This is a genomic window from Nocardia sp. NPDC046473, assembly GCF_040645995.1.
GTDB lineage: Bacteria > Actinomycetota > Actinomycetes > Mycobacteriales > Mycobacteriaceae > Nocardia.
In genome coordinates this window covers 80210-106424 of sequence record NZ_JBEYZJ010000009.1, presented here as the reverse complement: position 1 = coordinate 106424, position 26215 = coordinate 80210, and the positions used below count along the sequence as shown (strand labels likewise).

Here is a 26215-nt window from a genome sequence, read left to right as displayed (position 1 = left end):
GCCCGGAGGAGGCAGCTTGCGTAACCACGGAGGGCCCGTGAGCGTCGCCAATCCAACACCGGTCGGCGGTCGGCCTGACAACCCCTTGATTGTATCGCCGCGGGGATTTAATGTACTGATCGGAACATTTTCTGATCTGCAGGAGTGTGTGTGTCGCTCACGGACAAGGTCGTCGTGGTCACCGGTGGCAGCCGGGGACTCGGCAAGGAGATGGTGCTCGCGTTCGCCGCGGCGGGCGCGGATGTGGTGATCGCCAGCCGCAAACTCGACGATTGCGTGGCGCTGGCGGACCAGGTGAAGATCGCGCACGGTCGTCGCGCGCTGCCGGTGGCCTGCAATGTCAGCGACTGGGCGCAGTGCGATGCGCTCGTGGAGACCGTGTACGCCGAATTCGGCCGGGTCGACGTGCTGGTGAACAACGCGGGCCTCTCCCCGCTCTACCCGAGCCTGGATCAGGTCTCGGAGGCCTTGTTCGACAAGGTGATCGGCGTGAATCTCAAAGGGCCGTTCCGGCTTTCGTCGCTGATCGGCACCCGCATGGCCGCCGACGGCGGCGGATCGATCATCAACATCTCCTCGATCGAGGCGGTCCGCCCCGCGCCGTTCGCACTGCCCTACGCCGCGGCCAAGGCCGGATTGAACACGCTCACCGCGGGTCTCGCGCAGAGTTTCGGACCGACGGTGCGGGTCAACACGATTCAGTGCGGCGCCTTCGCCACCGACATCTCGAAGGCCTGGCCCGACGAGATGCGCGCCCAGATCAGCTCGCTCAACGCGCAACGACGCGTCGGCGAACCCGACGAGATCGTCGGCGCCGCAATGTTCTTCGCCACGGACGCCGCTGCCTTCTGCACGGGCGCCACCCTCGCGCTGGACGGTGGATGGCGATGAAAGCACTGACTTACCAAGGCCCCCGGCAGATCTCGTACTCCGAGGTACCCGACCCGGAGCTCACCGCGCGCGACGGCGCGATCATCCGGGTCACCGCGAGCGGCATCTGCGGCAGCGACCTGCACATCTACGGCGGGCACGGGTTCACCGACAAGATCGGCTACAGCGTCGGGCACGAAGCCGTCGGCGAGATCGTCGAGCTCGGTTCCGAGGTGCACGGGCTCGCGGTCGGTGATCGGGTGCTGGTGTCCGCGTCCGCCGGGTGCAATCGATGCGCGAACTGCCGGGTCGGCATTGTCGCCGCCTGCGAGCGCACGCCCGCGCCGATCGACGCCTGCTACGGCCTCGGCGGCTCGCTGCCCGGTGGCCAGGCTCAACTGCTGGCCGTCCCGCATGCCGGAGGAAACCTGATCCGGATTCCCGAGGGCGTCAGCGACGCGGCCGCGGTCGTGCTCACCGACAACGCCCCGACCGCCTGGTACGGGGCGCGGCGCGCCCGCATCGCGCCCGGCGAGACGGTGGTGGTGATCGGACTCGGACCGGTCGGACTGATGGCGATCCAGTCGGCGTTCGCGATGGGCGCGGCACGAGTGCTCGGCGTCGATCTCATCGCCGAACGCCGCAAGCTGGCCGCCGAGCTCGGCGCCGAACCGGTCGAGATGGACGACCCGAAGCTCGGGATCCGCGACATGCTCGGCGGCGGCGCGGATGTCGCGATCGAGGCGGTCGGCGCGGATGCCACCATCAAGCTGGCGATCAGTGCGGTCGGGCACCGCGGCCGGGTGAGCGTGATCGGCGTCAACCAGAACCGGGCCTATCCGTTCCACATGCCGCTGGCCCAGGTCAAGGAGCTCGAATTCCACATCGGCCTGTGCTCGATCCAATACGAGCTGCCCACTCTGCTGAAACTGACCGCGGCGGGTCGGCTGCGCCCGGAAGCCGTTGTCACCCATCCCCTCCCGATGTCCGACGGCGCGAACGCCTACCAACTGTTCGCCGAGCGCGCGGACGGCGTGAGCAAGGTAGTGCTGGACCCGGCGCGATGAGTACCGCACCGGTGCGCGGCACGGGCGGGCCCGACGTCGCGCCCGCGCGCAGGCGCGGCCGCCCGCCCGCCTCCGAATCGACGGCGGGCGATACCCGGGAACGCATCGTGCGGGCCGCAGTGGATCTGTTCGCGGAGAAGGGATTCCACGGCACCGGCGTCGCGGAGATCGGCGACCGCGCCGACGTCCAGCGGGGCGCGCTGTACTACCACATCGGTTCCAAGGAGGAACTGCTCTGGCAGATCCTGCACGACTACATTCAGCTGATGCTGGTCGACGCCGAACGCATCGTGGCCGGTGCCGACGACCCGATCAGCAAGCTGCGCAAGCTGATCCACAGCCACGTCGGGCTGATCATCGACCACCGCCGCGAGGTCGCGATCCAGCTGCGCGACGTCACCGCGCTCAGCGGCGAACGCGGCGCGCAGCTGCAGGAACTGCGTGACCGCGTGCAACACTGCTGGCAACGCGTGCTCGACACGGGCCACGCCGCCGGACTGCTCCGCACCAACGACCATGTGGTGACCAACAGCGTGCTCGGCATGCTGAACATGGTGACCTTCTGGTACCGACCGCACGGCGGGCACTCCCCCGCCGAGATCGCCGACATACTCGCGACCACGTTCCTCGACGGCGTGGTGACCACGACCGACAACCACACGAAAGGCTGACCATGGCTTGGGATTTCGAGACCGACCCGGACTTCCAGCAGAAGCTGGACTGGGCGGCGAAATTCGTCCGCACCGAGGTGGAGCCCCTCGACCTGCTCTACCCGAACCCGTACGACCGCACCGACAAAGAGGCGATGGCGCTGATGCGCCCGCTCAAGGAGCAGGTCAAGGAGCAGGGGCTGTGGGCGTGCCACCTGGGTCCCGAGCTCGGTGGCCAGGGCTACGGGCAGATGAAGCTGGCCCTGCTCAACGAGGTGCTCGGCACGTCGTTCTGGGCGCCGTCGGTATTCGGTTGCCAGGCACCGGATTCCGGCAATGCCGAGATCCTGGCGCACTACGGCACCGACGAGCAGAAGGCCGAGTACCTCGCGCCGCTGCTGGCCGGTGAGATCGGCTCCTGTTATGTGATGACCGAACCCACCGGCGGCTCGGACCCGACGACGTTCAAGACGCGCGCGGTCCGCGACGGCGACCACTGGGTGATCAACGGCGAGAAGTGGTTCAACTCCAACGCGCAGTTCGCCAGCTTCCACATCGTCATGGTGGTCACCAACCCCGATGTCAGTGCCTACCAAGGCATGTCGATGTTCATCGTGCCCGCGGACACGCCCGGCCTGGAGATCGTCAAGAACTTCCACGTGCACGGGTTCAGCGAGCACGAGGGCCACCTGCGCTTCACCAACGTCCGGGTGCCCGCCGACCACCTGCTCGGCGCCGAGGGCCAGGGCTTCATCGTCGCGCAGACCCGCCTCGGCGGCGGCCGCGTGCACCACGCGATGCGCACGGTCGCGTTGGTACGCAAGGCCTTCGACATGATGGCCGAACGCGTCGTCTCCCGCCCGATGCGCAAGGGCCCGCTGGCCGGCCTGCAGATGACCCAGGAACGCATCGCCGACAGCTGGATCGAGATGGAACAGTTCCGCCTGCTCGTGCTGCGCACCGCCTGGCGCATCGACAAGGAACAGGACTACCTGAAGGTGCGCAAGGACATCGCCGCCATCAAGGTCGCCATGCCCAAGGTCATGCACGACATCGCCCAGCGCGCCCTGCACCTGCACGGCGCCATCGGCGTCAGCACCGACCTGCCCTTCGTCGACATGATGAACTACGCCGAGGTGATGGCGATCGCCGACGGCCCCACCGAGGTGCACAAGATCACCCTGGCCAAGGAAGTCCTCAAGGACTACGCCCCCGGCGATCCCGTGTACCCCAGCGGCTACCGCCCGGCCCTGCGCGAAAAGGCCAGAGAGCTCGTCGCCCAACGCCTCGAACACATCGTCGGCAACCTGTAACCGCGAGAATCGGACCTCGACGCACACCGTCGAGGTCCGCCTCGCTCCCAGCTGCAGGCCAAGCGACGGATAGGTGTACAGGTCACACAAAGGGTAAGCGGTTTCCGATTCGCCACGCGAACAGCGGGATTGGCACCGTATTTCGTGATCACGCACCCTATTAGAGCCGTGGTACCGGGCGGGTTCCGAGAGGGTACGGATCCTGGTCAAAGCCCGATACAGCACCCCATCGCGGACATCGAGTCGAGTCATATGGTCGCTAGTTGATCTTCAACAACGACCGCATGACTCGACTCGATGTCCGCGAACAACCATTCGACTCGATCCCACCAACTACCGCCGCACCCGACTCACTCCCTTCCCAAGCTCTCGACAACAGCACCACAGCCAGCCAGCCAGGCTGGAACCCCCACTCCCGAGACCAAACAGCAGGGTAAGGCCGGGAACCCCACCTCACGCGCCCAGCACTACCCCATCATTCCCGAACCAGCACACATCCCTGAACCGTTGTTGCATCGGCAGCACCGCACCCCCACACCCGGCACGCGACCAACAACAAAAGTCACCGGACACCGTCCGATCCCCGCCGCATCCACCATCGATAATCACGAAGCGCGACTGGCGAAGTCGACCGCGGCCGAGTTCATATACGGCGCCATCGGACTCAACTGAAGCACCGACGACATCCGACGAGTCAACGCAGTCGGCCCGGCGAAGGTCACCCTCCCCGTCCGAATCGCTTGCGCCAGTGGCAATCTGCCGAGCCAGACCTGATACAGCGAGCTGACGTCGGAGAGGATGGCGACGTCGACCGGATAGCCGGGGTCGGCGGCGCAGACCGAGGGCACGCCGGATTCGATGACGATCCAGAATCGGTCCGGGACATCGGAAAACCGCACGGCGAGGACCTGTCGCCTGCCGGGGAACGACGAGGTATCGAGGCGAGTGTGCATCCACCACACCAGAACCGCCGGATCGAGTTCTTCCGGCCGTGGGTCGCCGAAAGTCCAACGCGCGCCCCACTCGCCGAGGCCGAACAGGATCGGCTCGAGTTCCTGGCCCGCGGCGGTGAGCAGGTATTCGGACCCGATCTTGTCGACCAGACCGGCCCGTTCGAACTGACGCAGCCGCTTGGCGAGCAGGCTGCGCGACAAGCCGGGTAGACCGCGCGCGAGATCGTTGAAACGCGTTGTGCCCAGGAATAAATCGCGGACGATCAGCAGCGACCAGCGCTCGCCGAGCACGTCGAGCGCCCGGGAGATCGGACAGTATTGGCCGTAGCCGGGTGTCGTCATGGTCACCTCACGGTCGGAGGTCCAACTTGTGGACCGGCGGAGTCCACTTTGTGGACTATTCGGTTATCGCGACCGTTCCTACCTTCGAAACATGACGACAATTTCCTCCGACATCACCATCGACTGGTTGACCCTCGCACGACAGGTCGGCGAATCCTTGAGCCCGGAAGTGGCCGACCGCGACCGCAGCGGCGAGTTCTCCCGCACCGCCTTCGAGATCCTGCGCGTCTCCGGGCTGTCCGCCGCCCTGGTGCCCACCGAATTCGGTGGCGGCGGTGCCACCCACCGCGAGATGGGCACGATCCTGCGTGAACTCGGCCGCCACGATCCCTCGACCGCGGTCGCGTTCGCGATGCACACCCACCTTGTCGCCGCACAGGTGTGGCGGCACAACCATGGCATCGACGCGGCTCCGCTGTTCGGCAAGGTGGTCGACGGGGCGATCCTGATCAGCACCGGCGCGGCGGACTGGGTCGGGTCCAGTGGCAAGGCCGAGCGAGTCGACGGCGGCTACCGGGTGCACGCACGCAAAGCGCCGGCCAGCGGTGTGGAAGGCGGTACCGTGCTGGTCACCAGCATTCGCTGGGACGACGCACCGGACGGCCCGCACGTCCTGCACTGTGCCATCCCGGTGAACGCACCCGGCGTCCGCATCGAAAAGACCTGGGACACACTGGGACTGCGGGCGAGCGGCTCGCATACCGTGATATTCGACGACGTCTTCGTCCCCGACGCCGCCGTCTCCCTGCTCCGCCACGCCGATGCCTGGCCGCCGGTGCTGAATGTCGTGATGGGTGCCGCGATGCCGCTGGTAATGGCCGCGTACCTCGGCATCGCCGACGGCGCGGTCGCCCTCGCCGCAGCCTTGGTCGCCGACCGCACCGACGCGCCGACCTTCCAGCTCGCGGGCGAAATGGTCAACGCGCACACCACCGCCACCGACCTGATCGAGGCCATGTTCAGCGGCTCCGACAACCTGTGCTTCGACAACACCGACAGCTACGCGAGCCGGACCCTCAGCCGCAAGACCGCGGCCGCCGACGCACTCATCGACACCGTTCGACTGGCCATCGAAACCGTTGGCGGACTCGGTTTTTCGCGCACCTGTGAACTCGAGATGCGCTACCGGGACATCCACGGCTGCCTGTTCCACCCGCTGCCGCGCGCCAAGCAGACCCGCTTCACCGGCCGAGTCCTGCTCGGCCACACGCCGATCGGTTGATATCGCCCGCAGCCCCCATTTCCCGGATGGGGGCGAAACCCTTTCGCGCACGGCGGAATCGGCATAACCACGAGCACCAGCACGCTGCCGCCCCCGCCAACGACGCCTGGCTCATCTTCCTCCACCGGAACACCGAAAGGTGTTGCAGTAAACCATCGCAACGCCACCGTGTTCGTAGACGCCGAGGCCCGGCTCTTGCTGCAGGACGCCGCGATCAGCCCCGGCGACCGGGTGCTCGCCGGACTCTCCTGCGAGGAAAAGCGGCCGGCCTGGCCGCTCCCGCCAGCCGCCGACATAGGCCTCGATTACGTCAGGGTTTGGTCACAGTTCTGCCCCCAAAATTGGCCCGCCGGCCGTGTTCAATCGAGGCAACACTCGTCGCATCACGGCCCGGAGGACAACCATGGTTTCAGCACGCAAGATCGTCCGGTCCCCCATCACCTGGACGCTGGTCGTTTTGCTGGTCGTCGGGCTCGGGGTCGGCTTGGCGCTGGCCCAGCCGTGGCGCCTGTTCACCAACGCCACCGTCAACGAGGCCGCGCCCACCGCCCCCGGCGCGCCCGCGACCCCCGGCGCGCCCGCCGCACCGCGCACCCTCGCCGGCGGCACCCTCATCTCCCACGAGCACGACACCTCCGGAACCGTGCGCATCCTGCAACTCCCCGACGGCAGTCGAGTCCTCCGACTCGAGAACCTCGACACCTCCGACGGCCCCGACCTGCACGTATGGCTGACAAACGCCGAGGTCATCGAGGGAAAAGCAGGCTGGTTCGTCTTCGATGACGCCCAGCACACCGACCTGGGCAGCCTCAAAGGCAACAAGGGCAGCCAGAACTACCCCATCCCCGCCGACACCGACCTGACCGCACGCACCAGCGTCACCATCTGGTGCCAGCGGTTCCACGTCTCCTTCGGCGCCGCTCAGCTGACCGAAAATAAATGACCCGACAGCGGTAGGCCCGTTATGTCACCATGAGATTCGACGATGATCACCAGGTAGCGGTGATCCACGAGCACGAGGAGAGGAGGAGGTGGCGATGATTCCGATGAACCCGATTCGGGCGAACATCGATGCGGCACAACGGTTGTCAACCGGGAAACCCGTATTCGATCCCCAGCGGTGCAGCGGACGCGAAGACGGCCACCTCCCGGCCGGTCACTGACCGCCCCACCTCCTCGCTCGACTCCTCCCGAAACATGGTGATTCCCATGACATTCCGCCATGCCGCCAACCCCGCGGCACTAACCGCCGACAACTGGATACGCGCCGGAGTGCTGGTGCTGAACGCCTCCTACGAGGCCCTCACCGAGATCAGCGCCGACCGGGCCATCGTGCTGCTGATGTCAGGCGCCGCGGAGTCGATCGCCGACCGAGCCCCGCACTTCCCGATCCGGTCCCAGCACTCCGAGCTCCTGCTACCGGAGACCATCCGGCTGCTGCGCTACGTCTACCTCGAGCACACCGTGCGGGTGCACGACGAGAGCCGCGCCACCCTGGCCGGCGTGCTGCGCCGGGACAGCCACCGGTGCGGCTACTGCGCCGCCTGGGCCCGCACCGTCGACCACATCCGGCCGCGCAGCCGGGGCGGGCCGAACACCTGGAGCAACCTCGTCGCCTGCTGCGGCCCGTGCAATACGACCAAGGCCGACCGCACCCCCGAGGAAGCGGGCATGCGGCTGCTCTGGCAGCCCAAGGCCCCCAACCACCAGGTCAAGCAGCAGCGGCGGATCTGGAAGCAGCTCGCCACCACCTGAACATCCGAGAAAGGAGAGGATCGCGATGACCGTTCGCACCGAGACCACCGCGGTCGTGGAGCTGACCCTGGCCGAGCTGCTCCCGCTCTCGGACTCCCGAGAGTGGCATCGGGCCGCCTGCCGCGGTGACCCGCATCACGAGGCCTGGTTCCCGTACCCGTCACAGGACTTCGACTACGCGCGCGGCGTCTGCGCGGGCTGCCCGATCCGGGCGGCCTGTGCTGAGTTCGCCGAGCGCACCGGCCAGTCCGGGGTCTGGGGCGGCCACGAATTCGACCGCGGCCAGCTGATCCGTCCGTGAACACCGCCGCCGTGTCCAGCCGGGACACGGCGGCGCACGTTTCGCTACGGCTCGCCGCCGTAGGCCGGACTCACCGAGCCCGCAAACCGCAGGTGAACATACACTGTGCACCGTGGGCACTCATCGCAGCGGAATCAGATCCCGGGGCGTCAGCAAAGGTCCGGTTATCGCAGTGGTGGCCATCGTGCTGCTCGTCGCTGGGGTCATCGCGTGGTTTCAGCTACGCGATCGAGCCGCCAATGAGGACAGCGCCGCGGCGGCGGAATGCGTCTCCGGGCCCGCGACGCTCTATGTGACCGCCGATCCGGACATTGCCGCGCAGGTCAGGAACGCGGCCGACCGGTACAACGCGACCAAACCGAAGGTGCGTGACCACTGCGCACAGGTGGTGGTGACCGCGCAACCGTCCGCGGCGATAGTCGCGGCATTCACCAACGGCAAGCCCTGGGATCCGAACCTCGGCCCGCAGCCGGTACTGTGGATTCCCGATTCGACCCGCTCGATCGAGTCCATGCGCGTGCCCGGCATGATCGAAGGCACACCAGCACCGATCGCGGTGAGCCCGATCGTGCTCGCCGTGCCGGACGAATTACGTGGCGCGCTGGAACAAGCCAAGACCTCGTGGTCGGATCTGCCACGCCTGCAACAAGGTTCGCTCAACGACGTCGGCCTGTCCGGCTGGGGCGGCTTGCGAATGGCGTTGCCGCCCGGTGATTCTTCGCTGGCCGCCGCCGTAGCGGTGGGCTCCGCCGTCTCGGGCGCCGACCCGCTCAGCGAGCAAGCCGCCCAGTCCGGACAGGCCGTTTCCGCGATCTCCGGGCTGGCCGCCAACGCGCCGGACGCCGCCGACACCACCGCGGCCTTCGGCATCATCGCGGGCGCCCCACAGTCCGCCACCGTGCATGCGGTCGCCGCCACCGAACAACAGGTGAAAGGCCAAGCGGGACTTACCGTTTTCCGCCCCTCCGGTGCCGCGCCGAGCGCCGACCACCCGGCCGCGCTGATGTCTGGACCGTGGGTCGACAAGACACAGAATCTCGTCGGCGGCCTCTTCGCCGACTACCTGCGCGCCCCCGAACAAGCACAGGCCTTCACCGCGGCGGGCTTCACCACCGCACCGGCCGCCACCCCCGCACCACCGCGGGCCGCGCTCGACAAGGTCCGTGCCACCATGGCCAATCCGGTGCTCGGCGTGCAATCCACTGTCCTGGTTGACGTCTCGTCATCCATGTCGACCACCGACGGCTCGATGACCCGGCTCGCGAACGTCCTCGGCGCACTGAACTCCACCCTGACCGTCATGCCGCCCGACTTCGGCCTCGGCCTGTGGACCTACGGCAAGAACCTCGACGGCACAACGCCTTACAAGGTCCAGGCCGCCACCGCGCCGCTCTCCAACGACCAGCGCACCAAGCTCAGCAACGCGCTCGACGCCGTCGAGGCCACCGAGGCGCGCGCCGATCAGGCCTACCCGACGCTGATCGCCGCGTACAAGAGCGCGATCAAGGGATACACCGCGGGCCGCACGAACTCGGTGCTGCTCATCACCGATGGGCCCGAGGACGATTCGACCGTCACCGGCGCCAAACTCGCCAGCGACATGGCCGCCGCCCTCGACAAGGAGCACCCCGTCCGCGTCGACATCATCGTCATTGGCGGCCAAGGCACCCAGACCCTCAAGAGCATCTGCGAACAGACCGGCGGCACCTACACCCGCCTGGCCACCTCCGACGACATCGCCTTCGGCTCCGCAGTCGTCCACTCACTGACCACCCCATAACGCCGCACGCCTTCTGCTCCCCCCGCACCACCTTTTCGCATGCGATCCTCGGTGCACGAAATCAAACCGTGCGTCCTCCACACCCACCAACCGACCGAGGGCGCCCTTCACCCCGTCTCAGCGGATGAAGGGCGCCCTCGGTCGATGCCGGGTCGCGGTGAACGGTCGACCGAAGGGGCCTTCGGCCGCTGTCGGGGGCTGAAGGGCCCCTTCGGTCGGTGCGATCAGTCGGCGTAGGCCTCGAGCGGCGGGCAGGAGCAGACCAGGTTGCGGTCGCCGTATGCGCCGTCGATGCGGCGGACGGGCGGCCATACCTTGGCGCGTGCGTGACCGAGACCCCGTGGGTAGACGGCGGTTTCGCGGCTGTACGGGTGCTCCCACTCGCCGACCAGGCAGGCCGCGGTGTGCGGCGCGCCGCGCAGCGGGTTGTCGGTGACCGGCCAGACGCCGGCCGCGACCTGATCGATCTCCTTGCGGATCGCGATCATCGCCTCGATGAAATCGTCCAGCTCGGCCAGGTTTTCGCTCTCGGTGGGCTCCACCATCAGCGTGCCCGCGACCGGGAAGCTCATGGTCGGCGCGTGGAAACCGTAGTCCGCCAACCGCTTCGCGACATCGTCGACGGTGACGCCGGTCTGCTTGGTGATCTCCCGCAGGTCCAGGATGCACTCGTGCGCGACCATGCCGTGCTCGCCGGTGTAGAGCACCGGGAAGTACTCGTCGAGCCGACGCGCGATGTAGTTGGCCGAGGCGATCGCGGTCAGCGTGGCGTCGCGCAGGCCGTCCGCGCCCATCATCCGGATGTAGGCCCAGGTGATCGGCAGGATCGAGGCGGAGCCGTAGTTGGCGGCCGACACCGCGTGCGAGTCGGTCACCAGCGGATCGCCCGGCAGGTAGGGCGCCAGGTGCGAACGCACCGCGACCGGGCCGACGCCCGGACCACCACCGCCGTGCGGGATGCAGAACGTCTTGTGCAGGTTCAGGTGGCTGACGTCGCCGCCGAACCGGCCCGGACGGGCAAGCCCGACAAGGGCATTCAGGTTCGCGCCGTCGACGTACACCTGACCACCGGCGTCGTGCACCAGCGCACACAACTCGGCGACCTCGTGCTCGTAGACACCGTGCGTGGACGGGTAGGTGATCATGATGCAGGCCAGCCGGTCGGCGTGGTCGGCGATCTTGGCCCGCAGGTCGTCCAGGTCGACGTCGCCGTTCTCGCGGCACTTGACCACCTCGACGCGCAGCCCGGCCATCGCCGCCGAGGCCGCGTTGGTGCCGTGCGCGCTGGACGGGATCAGGCAGGTATCCCGGTGCGTGTCACCACGATCCAGGTGATACCGGCGGATCGCCAGCAGCCCGGCGTACTCGCCCTGGCTGCCCGCGTTCGGCTGCAGGCTCACCGAGTCGTAGCCCGTGATGTCGGAAAGCCACTGCTCCAGATCGTGAATCACCTGCAGCAGGCCCGGCGCGTCCTCGACCGGCGCGTACGGGTGCACGCGGGCGAAGCCGGGCCAGGTGATGGCCTCCATCTCGGCGGTCGCGTTGAGCTTCATGGTGCACGAACCGAGCGGAATCATGCTGCGGTCCAAGGCAATGTCCTTGTCGGACAGCGACCGCAGGTAGCGCAGCATGGCGGTTTCGGTGTGGTACTTGGTGAATGCCGGATGGTCGAGGAACTCCGAGGTGCGGTTCTCGATCGCGACGGCAGGCGCGGGCGTCGACTGCTCGGCAGACAGTGCGGTGCCGAAGGATTCGAGCACGGCCGCGACGTGCGACTCGGTCGTCGCCTCGTCACAGGCGATGCCGACATGATCGGCGTCGACCAGGCGCAGGTTGATCCCGCGCGACTTCGCCTTCGCGACAACGGCTTCCGCGCCACCGGGCACATGCGCGAGCACGGTGTCGAAGAACGTGTCGTGCACGACCGCACCATCGAGCCCGGCGGCGATGGTGGCCGCGTGCCGGTGCACGCGACGCGCGATCTCGCGCAGGCCGTCGGCACCGTGGTAGCTCGCGTACATCGCCGCGACGATGGCGAGCAGCACCTGCGCGGTACAGATGTTGGAGGTCGCCTTCTCGCGGCGAATGTGCTGCTCACGCGTCTGCAATGCGAGCCGGTAGGCGACATCGCCGTCCGCGTCCACCGAGACGCCGACCAGCCTGCCCGGCAGCTGCCTGGCATACGCCGTGCGCACTGCCAGATATCCGGCGTGCGGGCCGCCGAAGCCGAGCGGAACACCGAAACGCTGAGTGGTGCCGAAGCACACATCCGCACCCTGGTCACCGGGCGAGGCGATCAGCGTCATCGCCAGCAGATCCGCGCCCACCGCGACCAACGCACCACGCTCGTGCGCCGCGCTGATAACCGACGTCCAGTCCACTACCCGCCCCGAAGCGCCGGGAGCCTGCACCAGCACACCGAAGAATTCACCTTCCGGCAACTCACCGGACGCCAGATCCGCAGGCACCAGCTCGATCCCGAGCGGCTGCGCCCGGGTGGTCAGCACGGTCTTCGTCTGCGGGAACAGGTCGGTATCGATGACAAGGCGCGCCGACTTGGACCGGCTGGCCCGGTGCAGCAGCGTCATCGCCTCGGCGGCCGCGGTGGCCTCATCGAGCATGGACGCGTTGGCCACGTCCATGCCGGTCAGCTCCGACACCATGGTCTGGAAGTTGAGCAGCGCCTCGAGCCTGCCCTGGCTGATCTCCGGCTGGTACGGCGTGTACGCGGTGTACCAGGCCGGATTCTCCAGCAGGTTGCGCACCAGCACCGGCGGGGTCAGCGTGTCGTAGTAGCCGAGGCCGATCATCGAGGTGGCCACGGTGTTCGAATGCGCGAGGCCGGCGAGTTCGGCCAGCACCTCGTGTTCGGTTGCGGCAGGCGGCAATCCGGCCAGGCCGGAGCCGTCGAGAATGGTCGCGGGCAGGGCCTTCGTGGCGAGCTCGTCCAGCGAGTCGACGCCGACGACGTCCAGGATCCGGGCGATTTCGCCCCGATCGGGTCCGATATGGCGGTCGGCGAATGAGCGAGTCACGGCAGCTCCCATTGGGTCGGGCGGGTCGACGGGGTGGTCGACGGGTACCAGCCCTCCCCCTCTGTCGTGTTGCCTGAGAGATTCGGACGCCGCGACCTGAATGAAGGCCGAGCCCCTTTCCCCATGGGCGGGCGGCCCGAAGCCACCGCTTTCCAGAGGCGCCCAAGCCCGCACGGTCCCTGATGCCTGAGAGATTGACGGGGAGGTGCTGCTCCTTCGGCGCCCGGACTCTGTCGAACCCGGGACTCTCCCGCACGGCGTTGGCGCGCCACCAGTTTAAGCCGACGACACGCCGGAACGTGTCACTGGTCCTGTCCTTGCGGGTGTCGCGCTGGTCACGTCGGTGCCCGGGCCCGCAACCAGGAACATATGTAGATGCGCATATCTACTTAACCTGATGTTTTTGATACCTTCCAACCGAGCGGTCCAGACCGCGCCCCCACCGCCGAAAATCAAGTGCCGCACAGCACGACACCCCGCTACCCTCGGTATGTCGGGGAGGCGGGGTGTCGTGTCAGTTGTCTACTTTTAACCGGTCTTGCGACTCATCCGTGCCTTACGCCGGTAGGACAGCTCGTCCTCCGGCCGCTCCGTCACCGCGGACGCGCGTTCCGCGGGGAAATTGGCGATGGCGCCGGTGAGTTCGTGCATGGCACCGCTGATCGCGATGCCGAAAACGCCCTGCCCGCCCTGCAGTAAATCGACTACCTCCTCGGCCGAGGTGCACTCGTATACCGAGGTGCCGTCGGAGAACAGGGTGATCCCGGCGAGATCCTGCACTCCCCTGCTGCGTAGATGGTCGACCGCGATCCGGATGTTCTGGAGCGAGATGCCCGCGTCGAGCAGCCGCTTCACGATCTTCAGGACCAGGATGTCCTTGAACGAATACAGGCGCTGGCTCCCCGAGCCCGCGGCACTGCGGATGGAGGGCACGACCAATCCGGTACGCGCCCAGTAGTCGAGCTGCCGGTAGGTGATCCCGGCCACCTGGCATGCACTGGGAACCCGGTATCCGACCAGATCGTCGGGAACCGAGTCGTCCGGGAACAGGCCTGGCTGCACCACATTTTGCGATTCCTCTGCCACTGACCACTCCCTTGCTCCGCCGACGGCTAGCCTCATCGATGACCCGGCTCCGCTTCGACCACTGCTGTACTGACGACCTGGCCAAAACGGACGTGGCCCAACTATCGAGATTACTCCCCTGATTGTCCAGGGAGCACCATCGTCAGGCCAAACGCGACGCGCGGTTAAACTCTCAAGCTCTGGTTAAGGGCTGATCCCCCGGTCATCCCGCGAAAACGCCGGATTGCCGGAAAGGTCCTGTTCAGCTATCTGTGGCCTTGAAATCGTCGGGCGAGACCGACTCCAGGAATTCCTTGAACTTCTCCACCTCGTCCTCGCGCTCGTCCGGCATCACCAGCCCGGCTTCCTCGAGCACCGGCTCGTCGGCATAGATCGGGCAACCCACCCGCAAGGCGATCGCTACCGAATCCGACGGCCGCGCCGAGATGTGCAGATCGTTCTCGAACACCAGATCCGCGTAGAACGTGCCCTCCTGCAGATCCACGATGCGCACTTCCTTGAGGGTGTGCCCGAGCTCGGTGATCAGGATCTTGATCAGATCGTGGGTCAGCGGGCGGATCGGGGTCACCCCCTCCTGCTCCAGCACGATCGCGGTCGCCTCGGCCTGCCCGATCCAGATTGGTAGGTACCGATCCCCCGAAACCTCACGGAGCAACAGCACGGGCTGATTCTGTGGCTGTTCGACACGAATGCCGATCACGCGCATTTCACTCATCGCACTGCCTCCCATTACTCGCCGGCCGCCGCGCACGACCACCGCCCAGCTCGCCGTACCAACGAGTCTAGGCGAACCCAGCCGGGTGCAGCGATCGGTGTGCACAGCCGAAATCGGCGTGTTGGCTCACCGCAACATGACACGGATTCCGCGTCGGCGATTCAACCGGGATGTTCAGCCGCCCAGCGACGTCCGCACCGACGACTTCACCAGACACGCGTGCAGCGTCAGCGACAGCGCCGCGAGTTCGCGCACCGTTTCTTCGGCTCGGGCGCGCGCGCCGGCGTCGCGGCTCTTCGCGATCGGGGCGGCGATCTGTGCCACCAGCGCGGCCTCGCGATCGGCGGCCAGCTTGAACGCACGCAAATGCCGTGCCTCCAAACCGAATTCGGCCATCGCCTTGGCGGTCTTGGCCAGCGTCACCGCGTCGCCGTCGAAGAAACCGGCGGCGCCGGGAGTGATCAGGTTCGCCCGGATCAGGTCGTTGAGGAAGGCCTCGTCGATCTCGGCCTGCGCCAGCAGATCCACGCGGGTGATGCGGATTTCGTGATCGAAGCGCAGATCGTCGGGGGAAATCTCGCTGGGCACCACGCCGAGCCTCCTCGGCGCCGTGGCGCCGTTCCTGTTCCCGCCAGGCGCGGTGGGATGCTCGGAGTCGGCGACCGCCGACTCCGACGCACCCGTACGGCCGGAGTGCGCCCGGGCGCGGGCTTCCCGCACACCGAGCGTCGCCGCACCGCTGTCGATCGCTTCGAGTTGTTCCTTGATCACCTTCAGCGGCAGGTACTGATCGCGTTGCGCGGTCAGCACGAACCGAAGCCGTTCACAATCGGCGATGGAGAATCTGCGGTAGCCCGAAGGCGTGCGCTCCGGCCGAATCAGGCCTTCCGCTTCCAGGAAGCGGATCTTCGAAATGGTGACGTCCGGAAAATCCGGGCGCAACAGGTCGAGCACGGAGCCGATCGACATGCCTCCGCGCGCCCACTGCGCCGCGCCGGTCACAGCGCTGAGTCCTTCATGACCCCGAGCCCTTCATGAGGAGAAAGAACCCAGCGCCGCGTGCTCATAGGCTCCCTGCACCCGCAGACGGCTCGTTGACCTGGGCCCGCGGTCCGGTGAGGAACACGAGACGGAACTTACCGATCTGTACCTCGTCGCCGTTCTGGAGTTCCGAGGAGTCCACCGGCTCCCGATTCACATAGGTGCCGTTCAGGCTGCCGACATCGACAACCTGGAACGAGTCGTCGTCCTGACGGAACTCGGCATGCCGACGGCTGACGGTGACGTCATCGAGAAAGATGTCACTGTCGGGGTGGCGGCCCGCCGACGTAGTCGGCTGATCCAGCAGGAATCGCGAGCCGGCGTTCGGCCCGCGCTTGACGACCAGGAGGGCTGCGCCAACGGGCAAACCCTCGACCCCTTGGACCGGCTGTTCACCGGTCGGCTCTCCGGAGCGCGACGCGTCGACCTCGTTCAGGAAATCCGCGCGGAAGACCGACGTCGTCTCGGCCGCGGTCTCCCCGTAACCCGGGTCTTTGTTCTCGCTCACCGTTTCTCTCCTCCTCGAACCTGATTATCCATGCAAGCAGGTGATACCTGTGGCACCACGACCTGCCGTCGAGTCCCTAGATTCGGCGACAATGACTGTCGGCGCATCTGTTGGCATTGACCGTACCCTGCCAGGGCGTACCCGTGCAGGTAGAACCGGGAAGGCTGATTCAGCCCCCGATAACTCCTTGATAACCTGCCGCATCCAACAGTTCATCAAGGGTCTTGTCGAGGCCGGCGGCGTCCGCGACCTCGAGTTCGAACAGCCATCCGTCACTGTACGGATCGGTGTTCAGCGTCTCCGGCTCCTGCACCAGAACATCGTTCACCGCAACAACTTTCGCCGCGATCGGCGCGTAGATGTCGGACACGCTCTTGGTCGACTCGACCTCCGCGATGCTGTCCCCGACGGCGACGTCCTTATCCGTCTCGGGCAGCTGCACGAACACCACGTCACCGAGTTGGGACTGGGCGTAATCGGTGATGCCTACCCGAACCCGGGTCGGGCTGATCCGCTGCACCCACTCGTGCTCTTCGGTGTAGCGCAGATCTTCGGGGGTCTGGGTCACAGGCCGTCCGTCCTTTCCGTTGTGATCGTGTGCGCGCAACTCTATGCGAGGGTTGAGACAATGTTCGACCCGACGCCGTCGGTCAGGTCGAGCGGTGTGCCACAGCCGGTATCGAGCGAGCGATGGCGATCGCCTTACCGGTGTAGAGCAAGCCGGTCCATACATACACCGCCGTGCCCCAGACCAGTAATGCCCCGCCGAAGGCACGCCCGAAACCGTCCAGCGCCCAATCCATCTCCCCGGCCAGCAACCAGACGAACGCCGACATCAGCGCGAAGGTCGCCGCCTTGCCCAGATAGATGACCTCGGGCGGGGGTAGATCGCGGCGTTTGTACACCGACAACGTGAGCGTGAGGATCAGGTCGCGACCGACCAGGATCACCGCCACCCACCACGGGATCAGGCCGCGGATCACGAACGCCGCCAGGGTCGTCACCAGGTACAACCGGTCCACGAACGGATCGAGCAGGGCGCCAAGGCGCGAGGACTGATCGAGCAGGCGGGCCAGCTTGCCGTCCAGGAAGTCGGTCAGGCCGCTGGCGAAGGCCAGCACGAACGCCCAGCCGTCGGCATGCTCGACCAGCAGCAGCCACAGGAACACCGGAACGCCAAGCAGGCGCACGAAACTCAGGACATTCGGGACCGTGAGGATGCGGTCGTCGAAGACGCCGCCGGTCGCGCCGTCGGTGTCGGCGCGCTCCTCCGGTTCCGTTGTGCCCGATTCGGTTGTCACGCCCCGTGCTTACCGCACCGACCCCGGTCCACGCCATCCGGGCACGCCGGTTTTCTCGATATCTCCGTGCAAGGATGGTTTGCACCACAGCCCGGCGGTGACAGAATGAGTATGAAATCATCTCATCTGTCGGTACGGTGGACGTCCGGTGAGCGAGAGGAAGTCATGCCCGCATACGACTACGACGTGGTGGTGATCGGCTCCGGATTCGGCGGCAGCGTGAGCGCGCTCCGGTTGACCGAGAAGGGGTATCGGGTCGGCGTGCTCGAGGCGGGCAGGCGCTGGAATGCCGAGGACATCCCGAACACTAATTGGGATGTGCGCAAGTCGATTTGGGCGCCACGACTGGGACTCACGGGCCCGCAGCGGATCAGCATCCTCGGCAAGTGCGCGGTGTTCTCCGGCGCGGGTGTCGGCGGCGGCTCACTCATCTACGGCAACACGCTCTACGAGCCCCTGCCGAATTTCTACACCGACAAGCAGTGGGCGCACATCACCGACTGGCGGGCGGAGCTGGCCCCGTATTACGACCAGGCGCAGCGGATGCTCGGCGTGGCGCCGAATCCGCGCATGACCCCGGCCGACGAGGTGATCCGCGAGATCGCCGACGATCTGGGCGTCGCGGACACCTTCCATCCGACCAACGTCGGGGTGTTCTTCAACGAGAGCGATCCGGGCACCGAGGTCGACGACCCGTATTTCGGCGGTGTCGGCCCACGGCGGAACGGTTGCGTGCACTGCGCGCGGTGTTTCACCGGCTGCCCGAACAACGCGAAGAACACCACCACCACGAACTACCTCTACCTCGCCGAACAGGCGGGCGCCGAGGTGCATCCGCTGACCACCGCGACCGTGGTGCGGCCGCTGCCCGATGGCGGTTACGCGGTGGAAACCGAACGCTCGGACCACTGGATCCGCAAGCAGCGCAAGACCTTCACCGCCGAGCAGGTGGTGTTCGCCGGCGCCGCGCTCGGCACCCAGAAGCTGCTGCACAAGATGCGCGACGACGCGGTGCTGCCGCACCTCTCGCCCCGGCTGGGCGAGCTCACCCGCAGCAACTCCGAGGCAATCCTCAATGTGGTGAGCCGCGCGCGCCGCGACTTCGCCGAGGGCATCGCGATCACCTCCTCGATCCATCCGGCCGCGGACACCCACATCGAGGTGTGCCACTACGGCAAGGGACAGAACGCGCTGTTCCCGATGTCGGTGCCGATCGTGGACGGCGGCGCGTTCCGGTTCCTGCGCTTCCTGCTGGCGATGGTGCTGCATCCGTTGGTCTTCCTGCGCAGCCTCAATGCCAGGCACGCGTCGGAGAAGTCGGTGATCCTGCTGGTCATGCAGTCGCTGGACAACTCGCTGACCTCGTTCCGCAAGCGCGGGTTGCTCAAGACGAAACAGGGCACCGGCGAACCGAACCCGACCTGGATCCCGATGGCGCACGACATCGGGCGCCGGTTCGGCGAGAAGGTGCAGGGCGATACGCACGGGCTGGTGATGGATGTGTTCAACATCCCGGCGACCGCGCACTACATCGGCGGCTGTGTCATCGGTGACACCCCGGAAACCGGGGTGGTCGATCCGTACCAGCGAGTGTTCGGCCATCCCGGGCTGCATGTGGCGGACGGGTCGGCGGTGACCGCGAACCTGGGCGTCAACCCGTCACTCACCATCACCGCGCAGGCGGAGCGGGCAATGGCGTTCTGGCCCAACAAGAACGAGGCCGATCCGCGGCCGGAGCTCGGGGCGGCGTACCGGCGCATCGCCGCCGTGGCGCCGAAGCAGCCCGCGGTGCCCGCGGCCGCGCCCGGCGCGCTGCGCCTGCCGATCACCCCCGTCGATCCCGCGGTGCCTGCGAACTGAGACCCCGGGCGGCATGCCCGGCAACGGTCGAACGTGGCGAAACCGACACCGTCTCAGGCGCTGACACCCGCTAGCGTCGGCAACGTGTCAGACAGTCCTATCGATCTACGCTCCTACATCCCCGCGGCCGACGTGCGTGCCCGCGGCAAGGCCGTGCGCGACCGGGTTCCGGTCACCGCTCGTGATCGGGCGGCCGAAGGAACGGGGCGGCCCGAGGTGCTCGACTTCATCGAGGCGAGCAACGCGGGCCGGCTCGCCCACCTGGTGCCGCTGCGGATCGGCCGGATGATCGCGTCCCCGTTCACTTTCTACCGTGGCGCGGCCGGACTGATGGCCGCCGATCTGGCCGATGGACCCGACACCGGGCTCACCGCCCAGCTCTGCGGCGACGCGCATGCCGCGAACTTCGGCCTGTACGGCACGCCACGCGGCGAAATCATCATGGACATCAATGATTTCGACGAGACCATCGTCGGGCCGTGGGAGTGGGATCTGGACCGCTTGGCGGCCAGCCTGGTGCTCGCGGGCCGGGAAAGCGGTACGCGCGAGGACGATTGCCGCGCCGCCGCGCACGACGCCGCGCGCGCCTACCGCCTCGCGGCAGCGCATCTCGCCGCGCAGCCGTTCCTGGAATCGTGGAGTGCGCTGCCCGACGAGTCGGTGCTCGATCAGGCCGCGGCGCACGACCTGATCGACGACTTCAAGAAGGCCGCGAAGAAGGCGCGCAAGAACACCAGCGCCAAGGTCGTGGCCAAGTGGACCGAACACCTCGAGGACCACGAGACCGGCGTCAAGAAGCACCGATTCATCAGCGACCCACCGATTCTCACCCCGGTCGATGAGCAGGTCGCGACGGCGATCACCGACGGGCTGCAGCGCTACGCCGACACGTTGCGGGTGTCCCGGCGCAACCTGCTCGCCCGATTCGCGGTGTCCGACATCGCCTTCCGCATCGTCGGCACCGGCAGCGTCGGCCTGCACACCTATGTCGCACTGCTGCACGGCAACGAGGGTGAGGCCCTGGTGTTGCAGATCAAGCAGGCCAATCCGTCCGCGCTCGCGCCGTACCTGCCCGCGCCGCCGCCGAAGCACGAGGGCAAGCGAATCGTGCAGGGCGCCAGGCTGGTTCAGTCGGAGAGCGACATCCTGCTCGGCTGGACCAGTGTCGACCCGACCGGCGGCGGCACCGAATTGCCCTTCATCGTCCGGCAATTCCGCAATCTGAAGGGCAGCATCGACCCGGCGGGCCTGTCCGCCACCGACCTCGACGACTACGGCAGGCTGGCCGGTGCGCTGCTGGCCCGCGCGCATTCGCGCTCACTCGATCCGCGCCTGCTCGCGGGCTATCTGGGCGACGACGAGCGGTTCGACGACGCGGTCGCCGATTTCGCGGTCCGCTATGCCGACCGCACCGAATCCGACCACGCCACACTGGTCGATGCGGTCAAGGCGGGCCGGATCGCGGCCGAGGAACCGGAGTGATCCGACTACCAACACGCCGACTGTTGCCATGAGCGCGGCGAATTCGCCCGAACACCTCGTATCCTGAGCACTGTCGAGTGTCGACGTGAAGGGCGGTCGTTAATGCTCGTGCGAGTGCAGAACGCCGCAGGCACCAATGCCGAGCGGGCGCTGATCGATTGGTTGCGCACCTGGAAGGACGCGGGCAGTCCGAAGGGCGTCGCCACGATCAACTGCAGTCTGTTCCACAAGGATCGGCTGCACCAGTTCGACGCGGTGGTGTGGACGCCGACCAGTTGCGTGGTGATCGAGGCCGAGGCGCTGGTCGCCCGGCAGGACGGCGTGCTGGAGATCCCGCTCAACGGCCAGTGGACGATCAACGGCGACCCGGCCGCGATGGAGGGCCGGGACCGGCGCACGCCGCTGGAGAAGTCCCGCGAGCACACCTTCGCGCTGCAGAACTGGCTGGCCGCGCGCGGCCTCGGTCAGCGCGCGGTGCACGGGCTCGCGCTGGTCGTCCCGCTGCGCGGGGCCGAGCTGAAGATCCAGCAGGCCTGGAGCGACCCGAGCTTCGACGTGATCCTCGGCGACGATCCGGGCAGGCTGCGGCACTACTTCGACGCGCTCGCCGAGGAGGAGAAGCACCTCTGGACGGCCAACGACGTCGCCATCGCCTTCCGCGGCCTCGGCATCCTGCCCTACCTGCCCGCCCCGCAGGAGCTGCTGAACGAGGGTTTCCTCGGCCCGATCGACATCACGCTGTGGCACGGCGGCCCGAACCAGGCGCAGGCCGAGGCCTACGCCGAGGAGCTGGCGCAGGCCGAGCGCGAGGCGCACCGGCCCGTCTACGCGGTCGAGGCGCCGTGGTACAGCCCGTGGAAGCTGTATCCCCGGGAAACCCGCGACATGGATTTCGGTCGCGCCTTCATGCGGATCACCCTCGCGGTCGGCATGCTGATCGCGTTCGCCTGGGTGCTGTGGTTCGTCATCAGCGCGATCTTGACCTACGGCCCCTGATTCGGCTCAGGCCTTGCGCGCCACGGTGATTCGCGGCAGCTCGTCGAGCACCGGATCGGCCTTGGCGATGTCGTCCGGCACGGGCTGCGCGTCGCGTTCCACCAGCAGCGCCACGTGCAGTCGCGACGGACAGCCGAGCTTGAGCATCACCTGGCGCACGTGATTGACCACGGTCCACTCCGAGATCCCCAGCTCGGTGGCGATCATCCGATTGGTCATGCCGGTGGCGACCAGCCTGGCGGTCTCACGCTGCCGTTTGGTCAGTGCGGCGAGCGGGGATTCATCCAGGTTGCGCAGGGTCGGGCCGGTGCAGGCGTAGGCCACCGCGTCGGCGAGGGTCATTGCCTCCGCCTTCCGCTTGATCTCGCGAAATTTGCTCTCGCCGACGATGTTTCGGTGATCCGATACGCTCGGCAGCCGATCGCCCGCGCCTAGTTGCGGTATGCCGTGGGTGGCACGTAGCTGCCGGGTCGCGAGCAGCAGGGTCAGCATCGGTGCGGCGAACTCGGCCCCCGCCGCGTCGTAGGCCATCGCGCAGCCCTCTGTCGCGACGATCGCCTGCAGGACTTGGGTTTCCAGATCGGCGTCGGCCAAGTTCTCCCGGTAGAGCGACTGGGCACGATCCGCGGTCTGCGGCCCGATCTGTGTGCGCGCCAGCGTATTCAGTCCGATCAGCCGCGCCGTGCTGTCCAGCCACCTGGCCCGATCCCGCAACTTGGCCAGGAGCTCGGCGTCGCGGATCGGCGGTTCCGGAATGCGCAGCAGCATCAGCGCGCCTTGGAATCGGCTCGGCCATGGCCCGGTGAGCCCGTCGGCGTACGGCGCCGCCGCGCTCAGCTGGTCCTTGGCAGCCGCCCGGTCGCCCAGCGAGATCAGCACCGCGACCAGTACCACGATGAGCCGGGTCGCATCGATGTGCCGGTCGGAACGACGGTATGCGGCAATCGAATTCGTCAGCAGCTCGGCCGCGCGGCGTAATCGCCCCGACCTGGCCGCCCAGGTGCCGAGTACCTCCAGGCACAGCGCCGCCACATCGGGCGACGCGCCGCCGCGGTCGCTCGTCGCCAGCACGTCGGCCAGCACCGACTCCAGCTCGGACTGGTAGCCGTGCTGGATCCACGCCGATTCCAGGTCAGCGGCGAGGCGCACGGCGCGTTCCGGCCGTCCCGTGTCGATCAGATAGTGCACCGCCGAGCGGTAGTCCACGATCTGTTTGCCGGTGGCCGCCATCGCCGCTGCCCGGTGCTCGCGCTCGTCGAACCGGGGGCGGACGAGTGCCGCCAGCTGACCCAGCCGGTCTACGTGGTCGTCACGGATCGCCTTGGCGCGCAACGGATCAGCGGCGAGCACCTGACGGCAGTAGGCGCGCACGGTGGCGAAGAGTCGGTAGCTGTGTCCGTGCGTCCCGCTGGACGTGTGGTCGAGCAGACTGCGCTGGACCAGCTCGGCCAGCGCGGTGGTGGCTTGTTCCGCGCTGGTCCCGGCCGCCAGACAGGCGATGTCGGTATCGATCACCGACTCGTACAGCGAGAGCCGGAGCAACAGGTCGAGCACCTCGGGGGCGACGTCGTCCAGGCCCCACTCGATCGAGCCGTGCAGCGTCCGGTGGCGTTCGGGCACGTCGACATACGAAGGTGACTGCAGGTCCGCGCCCGCTTCGATGCGGCGCAGGGTGCGCACCGGGCCTATCCGGGCGATCGAACCAGCCGCGAGTTCGATCGCCAGCGGTACACCGTCGAGCTCGCGCACGATCTCGTCGAGGACCAACCGGTCGGCCACCGCGGTCGTGCCGCGGTAGTGGCTGTCGATGCTGTCGAGCAACAGCTGGGTGGCCGAACCCGGGTCGCGGCCGGTGCGCAATGGGCGCACGCACAGTACGCATTCGCGATACAGGTTGAGTGGGACCCGGCTGGTCGCGACGACGACCAGATGCTGGCAATGCTCCGACAGTCGGGCCACATCGGCGGCGATCCGCTCGACGACCCGATCGCAGTTGTCCAGCAACAGGATTGCTCGACCGGTGCCGATCTCGGCGGCCAGCACGGCCAAGGCTTCCACCGGGCCGAGGCTATGCGGTACGGCGTCGAGCGGGCGGCGACTTACCTTGTCCAACACCGTGTTCCATGCGCCTGCTCGATCGGCACACTCGCCGAGATCGATCACCGCGCCGAGTTCTTCGTGGAACATGCTGTCCGACAGCACTTCTCGAGCTAGCCTGGATTTACCTACCCCGGCGGTGCCGGTGAGGGTGAGCAGCCGGACCCGAGGATCGACGAGTAATCGGCCGAGCTCGGCCAGTTCGGCCGACCGCCCGACCATCGTCGGAAGCCGATAGGTTCCGGCGAGGGAAAGCCGGACGTCATCACCCATGGGCACCTCTCAGTCACAGCCACGACTGAGACGACCGCATGAACTGCGCCCGAGCCACATTGCATCCAGGCCGACCGAGCCGAGAACAGTAGATCGGTGAACCCGAATGTTCACCGATCTATTACGACGATACCAAGACCCCGCAGCGTCGCGAGGCATTAACGGATCTCCGAGTTGGCCTGGGGCCGCGAAGATTTCGAATGTACACCCGCTGCCGCCGCGCACAGTCGAGTAACCACTGACTTCTCCGCCCACCCTCGGCCGGGTAGCAAGAACTTGTCAGTAGCTATCGTCGACAGGTGGGCGGACTACGGCAAGACACCAGGCTCGAGGGCTTGCTCCGGCTCGGCGGCATCGCACTGGGCGGCTCTGTCACGGTTCTGCTGCCCGTGACGTTCCCGCCCGACGGCGGCGCAACAGCGTTCGATCGCGCCCTCGCCACACCGATCCACTCGGCGCTCGACACCCGGCCCGGCATCTACCAGGCGCTGGTCGTGCCCAGCAACGCCTACATCCTCCTGCCGCTGTTGCTGCTCGCGAGCGCGTGGTTCGGCTACCGCGGTCAGTGGTGGCGCGCCGCCGTCATGGTGGCGGTTCCGGAACTCGCCCTCGGTCTCAACAGCGTGCTGTGGAAGCCGCTCTGGGATCGGCACCTGCACGACTATCTCGCCTATCCGAGCGGGCACACCGTACATCTGGTCGCGATCGCGACCGCGTTCATCGTGCTGGTCGATTCGGTCCGGGTTCGGGTCATCACGTTCGTGGTCGCGGTGCTCTCGCTGCTCATGGCGGCCGTCGGCATGGTCGGGCTCGACTACCACCTGCCCACCGACATCATCGGCGGTGCCGCCGCGGCCATCGCGATGGTGCTGGCGCTCTGCTGGCCGGCGCAGCTATTCATCGATAGACGCCAGGACCGCAGCGACGCGCCTGCTGCCGAACAGCATCCGACTCAGTAGGCCGTCGCGCAGGACCAGCGAATGGAAGGCGATCGCACAGATGTGTGCGGCGAACACCGTGAGCAAGGCGTAACCGAAGTACGTGTGCAGGGGCCGCAGACGCTCGTATAGCTGCCAGTCAGCGGGCACCAAGGCGGGAAGTTCGACACCACCGGCCAGTTGCACCTCTCCCTCGGACGCGGACACCATCGCCCAGCCGATCAGCGGTTGCGCGAGAAGCAGTGCGTACATGAGGATTTCGGACGCACCCGCCACCCATCGTTCGATCGGCCCGAGCCGCTCGAACGCGCCGGGCCCGCGCCGCAGCACCCGGTTCACCACCCGCACCACCGCGAACCCGAGCACGCCGACACCGACCGTCATATGCAACGTCCGCAGCGCCACGCTCTCGCCCCACCAGTGCACCATCCCCGCACCCGCGACCAGCGCCGTCACTACCAGCACCGCCATCAGCCAGTGCACCACCCTGGTCACCGCGTCGAACCGGACGATCTCGGTGCCCATACGTATTCTCCCGCCACAATCCGGCCCGGAGTTCGCCCGTGACCTCAGCACAGTCATGACACGAACGCGGCGGGCGAACAGTTCAGTGCGGCGGGTCGATGCGTG

Annotated in this window: 24 protein-coding genes and 1 riboswitch; of the genes, 13 read left to right on the top strand and 11 right to left on the bottom strand. The window is 67.2% G+C overall.

Annotated elements, in window-relative coordinates; translation table 11 throughout:
- The first annotated feature begins 150 nt into the window (after positions 1-150).
- From ABZ942_RS30885 to ABZ942_RS30870, 4 genes are read left to right on the top strand one after another with little or no spacing between them, the layout of a single operon-like run.
- A complete protein-coding gene (locus ABZ942_RS30885; RefSeq protein ID WP_357388150.1) occupies positions 151-891 on the top strand; it encodes a glucose 1-dehydrogenase in 741 nt (246 codons plus the stop codon).
- Entirely contained in the window at positions 888-1937 is a 1050-nt protein-coding gene (locus tag ABZ942_RS30880; RefSeq protein WP_357388148.1) for an alcohol dehydrogenase catalytic domain-containing protein, read from the top strand. The genes ABZ942_RS30885 and ABZ942_RS30880 overlap by 4 nt, the downstream gene beginning before the upstream one ends.
- The gene (locus tag ABZ942_RS30875; RefSeq protein ID WP_357388146.1) at positions 1934-2608 is read left to right on the top strand and encodes a TetR/AcrR family transcriptional regulator; all 675 of its coding nucleotides are present in this window, start codon (positions 1934-1936) and stop codon (positions 2606-2608) included. The genes ABZ942_RS30880 and ABZ942_RS30875 overlap by 4 nt, the downstream gene beginning before the upstream one ends.
- A 2-nt stretch (positions 2609-2610) precedes the next feature.
- Entirely contained in the window at positions 2611-3900 is a 1290-nt protein-coding gene (locus ABZ942_RS30870; RefSeq protein WP_357388144.1) for an acyl-CoA dehydrogenase family protein, read from the top strand.
- Positions 3901-4505: 605 nt separating this feature from the next.
- Here ABZ942_RS30870 and ABZ942_RS30865 read toward each other — a convergent pair.
- Positions 4506-5195, bottom strand: a complete 690-nt coding sequence (locus ABZ942_RS30865; RefSeq protein WP_357388142.1) for a winged helix-turn-helix transcriptional regulator — start codon at positions 5193-5195, stop codon at positions 4506-4508.
- A 91-nt stretch (positions 5196-5286) separates the two neighbouring features.
- On the opposite strand from ABZ942_RS30865, the gene ABZ942_RS30860 reads away from it, so the two are divergent.
- Entirely contained in the window at positions 5287-6417 is a 1131-nt protein-coding gene (locus ABZ942_RS30860; RefSeq protein ID WP_357388140.1) for an acyl-CoA dehydrogenase family protein, read from the top strand.
- 403 nt (positions 6418-6820) lie between these two features.
- Positions 6821-7360 carry a DM13 domain-containing protein gene (locus ABZ942_RS30855; RefSeq protein WP_357388139.1) on the top strand — a complete coding sequence of 180 codons (540 nt, stop codon included), beginning with the start codon at positions 6821-6823 and terminating at the stop codon, positions 7358-7360.
- Between the two features lie 145 nt (positions 7361-7505).
- Here the strand turns inward: ABZ942_RS30855 and ABZ942_RS30850 are convergent, their stop codons facing one another.
- A complete protein-coding gene (locus tag ABZ942_RS30850; RefSeq protein ID WP_357388136.1) occupies positions 7506-7628 on the bottom strand; it encodes a hypothetical protein in 123 nt (40 codons plus the stop codon).
- On the opposite strand from ABZ942_RS30850, the gene ABZ942_RS30845 reads away from it, so the two are divergent.
- From ABZ942_RS30845 to ABZ942_RS30835, 3 genes are all read left to right on the top strand, one after another.
- The gene (locus ABZ942_RS30845) at positions 7627-8172 is read left to right on the top strand and encodes an HNH endonuclease (protein ID WP_357388134.1); all 546 of its coding nucleotides are present in this window, start codon (positions 7627-7629) and stop codon (positions 8170-8172) included. The two genes, ABZ942_RS30850 and ABZ942_RS30845, sit on opposite strands and share 2 nt — an antisense overlap.
- Positions 8173-8197: 25 nt before the next feature.
- Positions 8198-8473: a WhiB family transcriptional regulator gene (locus tag ABZ942_RS30840; RefSeq protein WP_357388132.1), complete on the top strand. Its 276-nt coding sequence runs from the start codon at positions 8198-8200 to the stop codon at positions 8471-8473.
- A gap of 112 nt (positions 8474-8585) precedes the next feature.
- Positions 8586-10253: a substrate-binding domain-containing protein gene (locus tag ABZ942_RS30835; RefSeq protein WP_357388130.1), complete on the top strand. Its 1668-nt coding sequence runs from the start codon at positions 8586-8588 to the stop codon at positions 10251-10253.
- A gap of 224 nt (positions 10254-10477) precedes the next feature.
- Here ABZ942_RS30835 and gcvP read toward each other — a convergent pair whose 3' ends face one another.
- The 7 genes from gcvP to ABZ942_RS30800 all read right to left on the bottom strand — a co-directional run bounded on the left by gcvP (position 10478) and on the right by ABZ942_RS30800 (position 17939).
- Entirely contained in the window at positions 10478-13300 is a 2823-nt protein-coding gene (gcvP, locus tag ABZ942_RS30830) for an aminomethyl-transferring glycine dehydrogenase (protein ID WP_357388128.1), read from the bottom strand.
- Positions 13301-13451: 151 nt separating this feature from the next.
- Positions 13452-13551, bottom strand: a riboswitch (glycine riboswitch).
- A 265-nt stretch (positions 13552-13816) separates the two neighbouring features.
- Positions 13817-14410 (bottom strand): MerR family transcriptional regulator, encoded by a 594-nt coding sequence (locus ABZ942_RS30825; protein ID WP_357388126.1) that lies wholly within the window; start codon positions 14408-14410, stop codon positions 13817-13819.
- A gap of 205 nt (positions 14411-14615) precedes the next feature.
- Positions 14616-15089: a bifunctional nuclease family protein gene (locus ABZ942_RS30820; RefSeq protein WP_357388125.1), complete on the bottom strand. Its 474-nt coding sequence runs from the start codon at positions 15087-15089 to the stop codon at positions 14616-14618.
- 174 nt (positions 15090-15263) lie between these two features.
- Positions 15264-16058: a MerR family transcriptional regulator gene (locus ABZ942_RS30815; protein WP_357388989.1), complete on the bottom strand. Its 795-nt coding sequence runs from the start codon at positions 16056-16058 to the stop codon at positions 15264-15266.
- A gap of 94 nt (positions 16059-16152) precedes the next feature.
- Positions 16153-16638, bottom strand: a complete 486-nt coding sequence (locus ABZ942_RS30810; protein ID WP_040734653.1) for an FHA domain-containing protein — start codon at positions 16636-16638, stop codon at positions 16153-16155.
- A 169-nt stretch (positions 16639-16807) separates the two neighbouring features.
- The gene (gcvH, locus tag ABZ942_RS30805) at positions 16808-17206 is read right to left on the bottom strand and encodes a glycine cleavage system protein GcvH (RefSeq protein WP_357388122.1); all 399 of its coding nucleotides are present in this window, start codon (positions 17204-17206) and stop codon (positions 16808-16810) included.
- 82 nt (positions 17207-17288) lie between these two features.
- Positions 17289-17939: a CDP-alcohol phosphatidyltransferase family protein gene (locus ABZ942_RS30800; RefSeq protein ID WP_357388120.1), complete on the bottom strand. Its 651-nt coding sequence runs from the start codon at positions 17937-17939 to the stop codon at positions 17289-17291.
- A 165-nt stretch (positions 17940-18104) separates the two neighbouring features.
- Between ABZ942_RS30800 and ABZ942_RS30795 the strand changes: the two genes are divergently transcribed.
- The 3 genes from ABZ942_RS30795 (at position 18105) to ABZ942_RS30785 (ending at position 22277) form a co-directional block, all read left to right on the top strand.
- The gene (locus ABZ942_RS30795) at positions 18105-19799 is read left to right on the top strand and encodes a GMC family oxidoreductase (RefSeq protein WP_357388118.1); all 1695 of its coding nucleotides are present in this window, start codon (positions 18105-18107) and stop codon (positions 19797-19799) included.
- 84 nt (positions 19800-19883) lie between these two features.
- Positions 19884-21281, top strand: coding sequence for a DUF2252 domain-containing protein (locus ABZ942_RS30790; RefSeq protein ID WP_357388116.1), 1398 nt, complete (start codon positions 19884-19886; stop codon positions 21279-21281).
- A gap of 114 nt (positions 21282-21395) precedes the next feature.
- Entirely contained in the window at positions 21396-22277 is an 882-nt protein-coding gene (locus ABZ942_RS30785; RefSeq protein ID WP_357388114.1) for a nuclease-related domain-containing protein, read from the top strand.
- A 6-nt stretch (positions 22278-22283) separates the two neighbouring features.
- Here the strand turns inward: ABZ942_RS30785 and ABZ942_RS30780 are convergent, their stop codons facing one another.
- Complete coding sequence (locus ABZ942_RS30780; RefSeq protein WP_357388112.1) at positions 22284-24647, bottom strand: LuxR C-terminal-related transcriptional regulator; 2364 nt, start codon at positions 24645-24647, stop codon at positions 22284-22286.
- Positions 24648-24946: 299 nt separating this feature from the next.
- Between ABZ942_RS30780 and ABZ942_RS30775 the strand changes: the two genes are divergently transcribed.
- Entirely contained in the window at positions 24947-25606 is a 660-nt protein-coding gene (locus ABZ942_RS30775) for a phosphatase PAP2 family protein (RefSeq protein ID WP_357388110.1), read from the top strand.
- On the opposite strand, the gene ABZ942_RS30770 is transcribed toward ABZ942_RS30775, so the two are convergent.
- Entirely contained in the window at positions 25541-26110 is a 570-nt protein-coding gene (locus ABZ942_RS30770; RefSeq protein ID WP_357388108.1) for a cytochrome b/b6 domain-containing protein, read from the bottom strand. The two genes, ABZ942_RS30775 and ABZ942_RS30770, sit on opposite strands and share 66 nt — an antisense overlap.
- Positions 26111-26215: the final 105 nt, after the last annotated feature.

What these genes read in the sequence shown, in the direction of transcription:
- ABZ942_RS30795 (WP_357388118.1), top strand. Translation starts at nt 18,105, where the DNA reads ATGCCCGCATACGACTACGACGTGGTGGTGATCGGCTCCGGATTCGGC.
- ABZ942_RS30820 (WP_357388125.1), bottom strand. Translation starts at nt 15,089, where the DNA reads ATGAGTGAAATGCGCGTGATCGGCATTCGTGTCGAACAGCCACAGAAT.
- ABZ942_RS30865 (WP_357388142.1), bottom strand. Translation starts at nt 5,195, where the DNA reads ATGACGACACCCGGCTACGGCCAATACTGTCCGATCTCCCGGGCGCTC.
- ABZ942_RS30815 (WP_357388989.1), bottom strand. Translation starts at nt 16,058, where the DNA reads ATGTCGATCGGCTCCGTGCTCGACCTGTTGCGCCCGGATTTTCCGGAC.
- ABZ942_RS30860 (WP_357388140.1), top strand. Translation starts at nt 5,287, where the DNA reads ATGACGACAATTTCCTCCGACATCACCATCGACTGGTTGACCCTCGCA.
- ABZ942_RS30850 (WP_357388136.1), bottom strand. Translation starts at nt 7,628, where the DNA reads ATGGGAATCACCATGTTTCGGGAGGAGTCGAGCGAGGAGGTGGGGCGG.
- ABZ942_RS30875 (WP_357388146.1), top strand. Translation starts at nt 1,934, where the DNA reads ATGAGTACCGCACCGGTGCGCGGCACGGGCGGGCCCGACGTCGCGCCC.
- ABZ942_RS30855 (WP_357388139.1), top strand. Translation starts at nt 6,821, where the DNA reads ATGGTTTCAGCACGCAAGATCGTCCGGTCCCCCATCACCTGGACGCTG.
- ABZ942_RS30840 (WP_357388132.1), top strand. Translation starts at nt 8,198, where the DNA reads ATGACCGTTCGCACCGAGACCACCGCGGTCGTGGAGCTGACCCTGGCC.
- ABZ942_RS30825 (WP_357388126.1), bottom strand. Translation starts at nt 14,410, where the DNA reads ATGAGGCTAGCCGTCGGCGGAGCAAGGGAGTGGTCAGTGGCAGAGGAA.
- ABZ942_RS30880 (WP_357388148.1), top strand. Translation starts at nt 888, where the DNA reads ATGAAAGCACTGACTTACCAAGGCCCCCGGCAGATCTCGTACTCCGAG.
- ABZ942_RS30845 (WP_357388134.1), top strand. Translation starts at nt 7,627, where the DNA reads ATGACATTCCGCCATGCCGCCAACCCCGCGGCACTAACCGCCGACAAC.
- ABZ942_RS30870 (WP_357388144.1), top strand. Translation starts at nt 2,611, where the DNA reads ATGGCTTGGGATTTCGAGACCGACCCGGACTTCCAGCAGAAGCTGGAC.
- ABZ942_RS30770 (WP_357388108.1), bottom strand. Translation starts at nt 26,110, where the DNA reads ATGGGCACCGAGATCGTCCGGTTCGACGCGGTGACCAGGGTGGTGCAC.
- ABZ942_RS30780 (WP_357388112.1), bottom strand. Translation starts at nt 24,647, where the DNA reads ATGGGTGATGACGTCCGGCTTTCCCTCGCCGGAACCTATCGGCTTCCG.
- gcvP (WP_357388128.1), bottom strand. Translation starts at nt 13,300, where the DNA reads ATGGGAGCTGCCGTGACTCGCTCATTCGCCGACCGCCATATCGGACCC.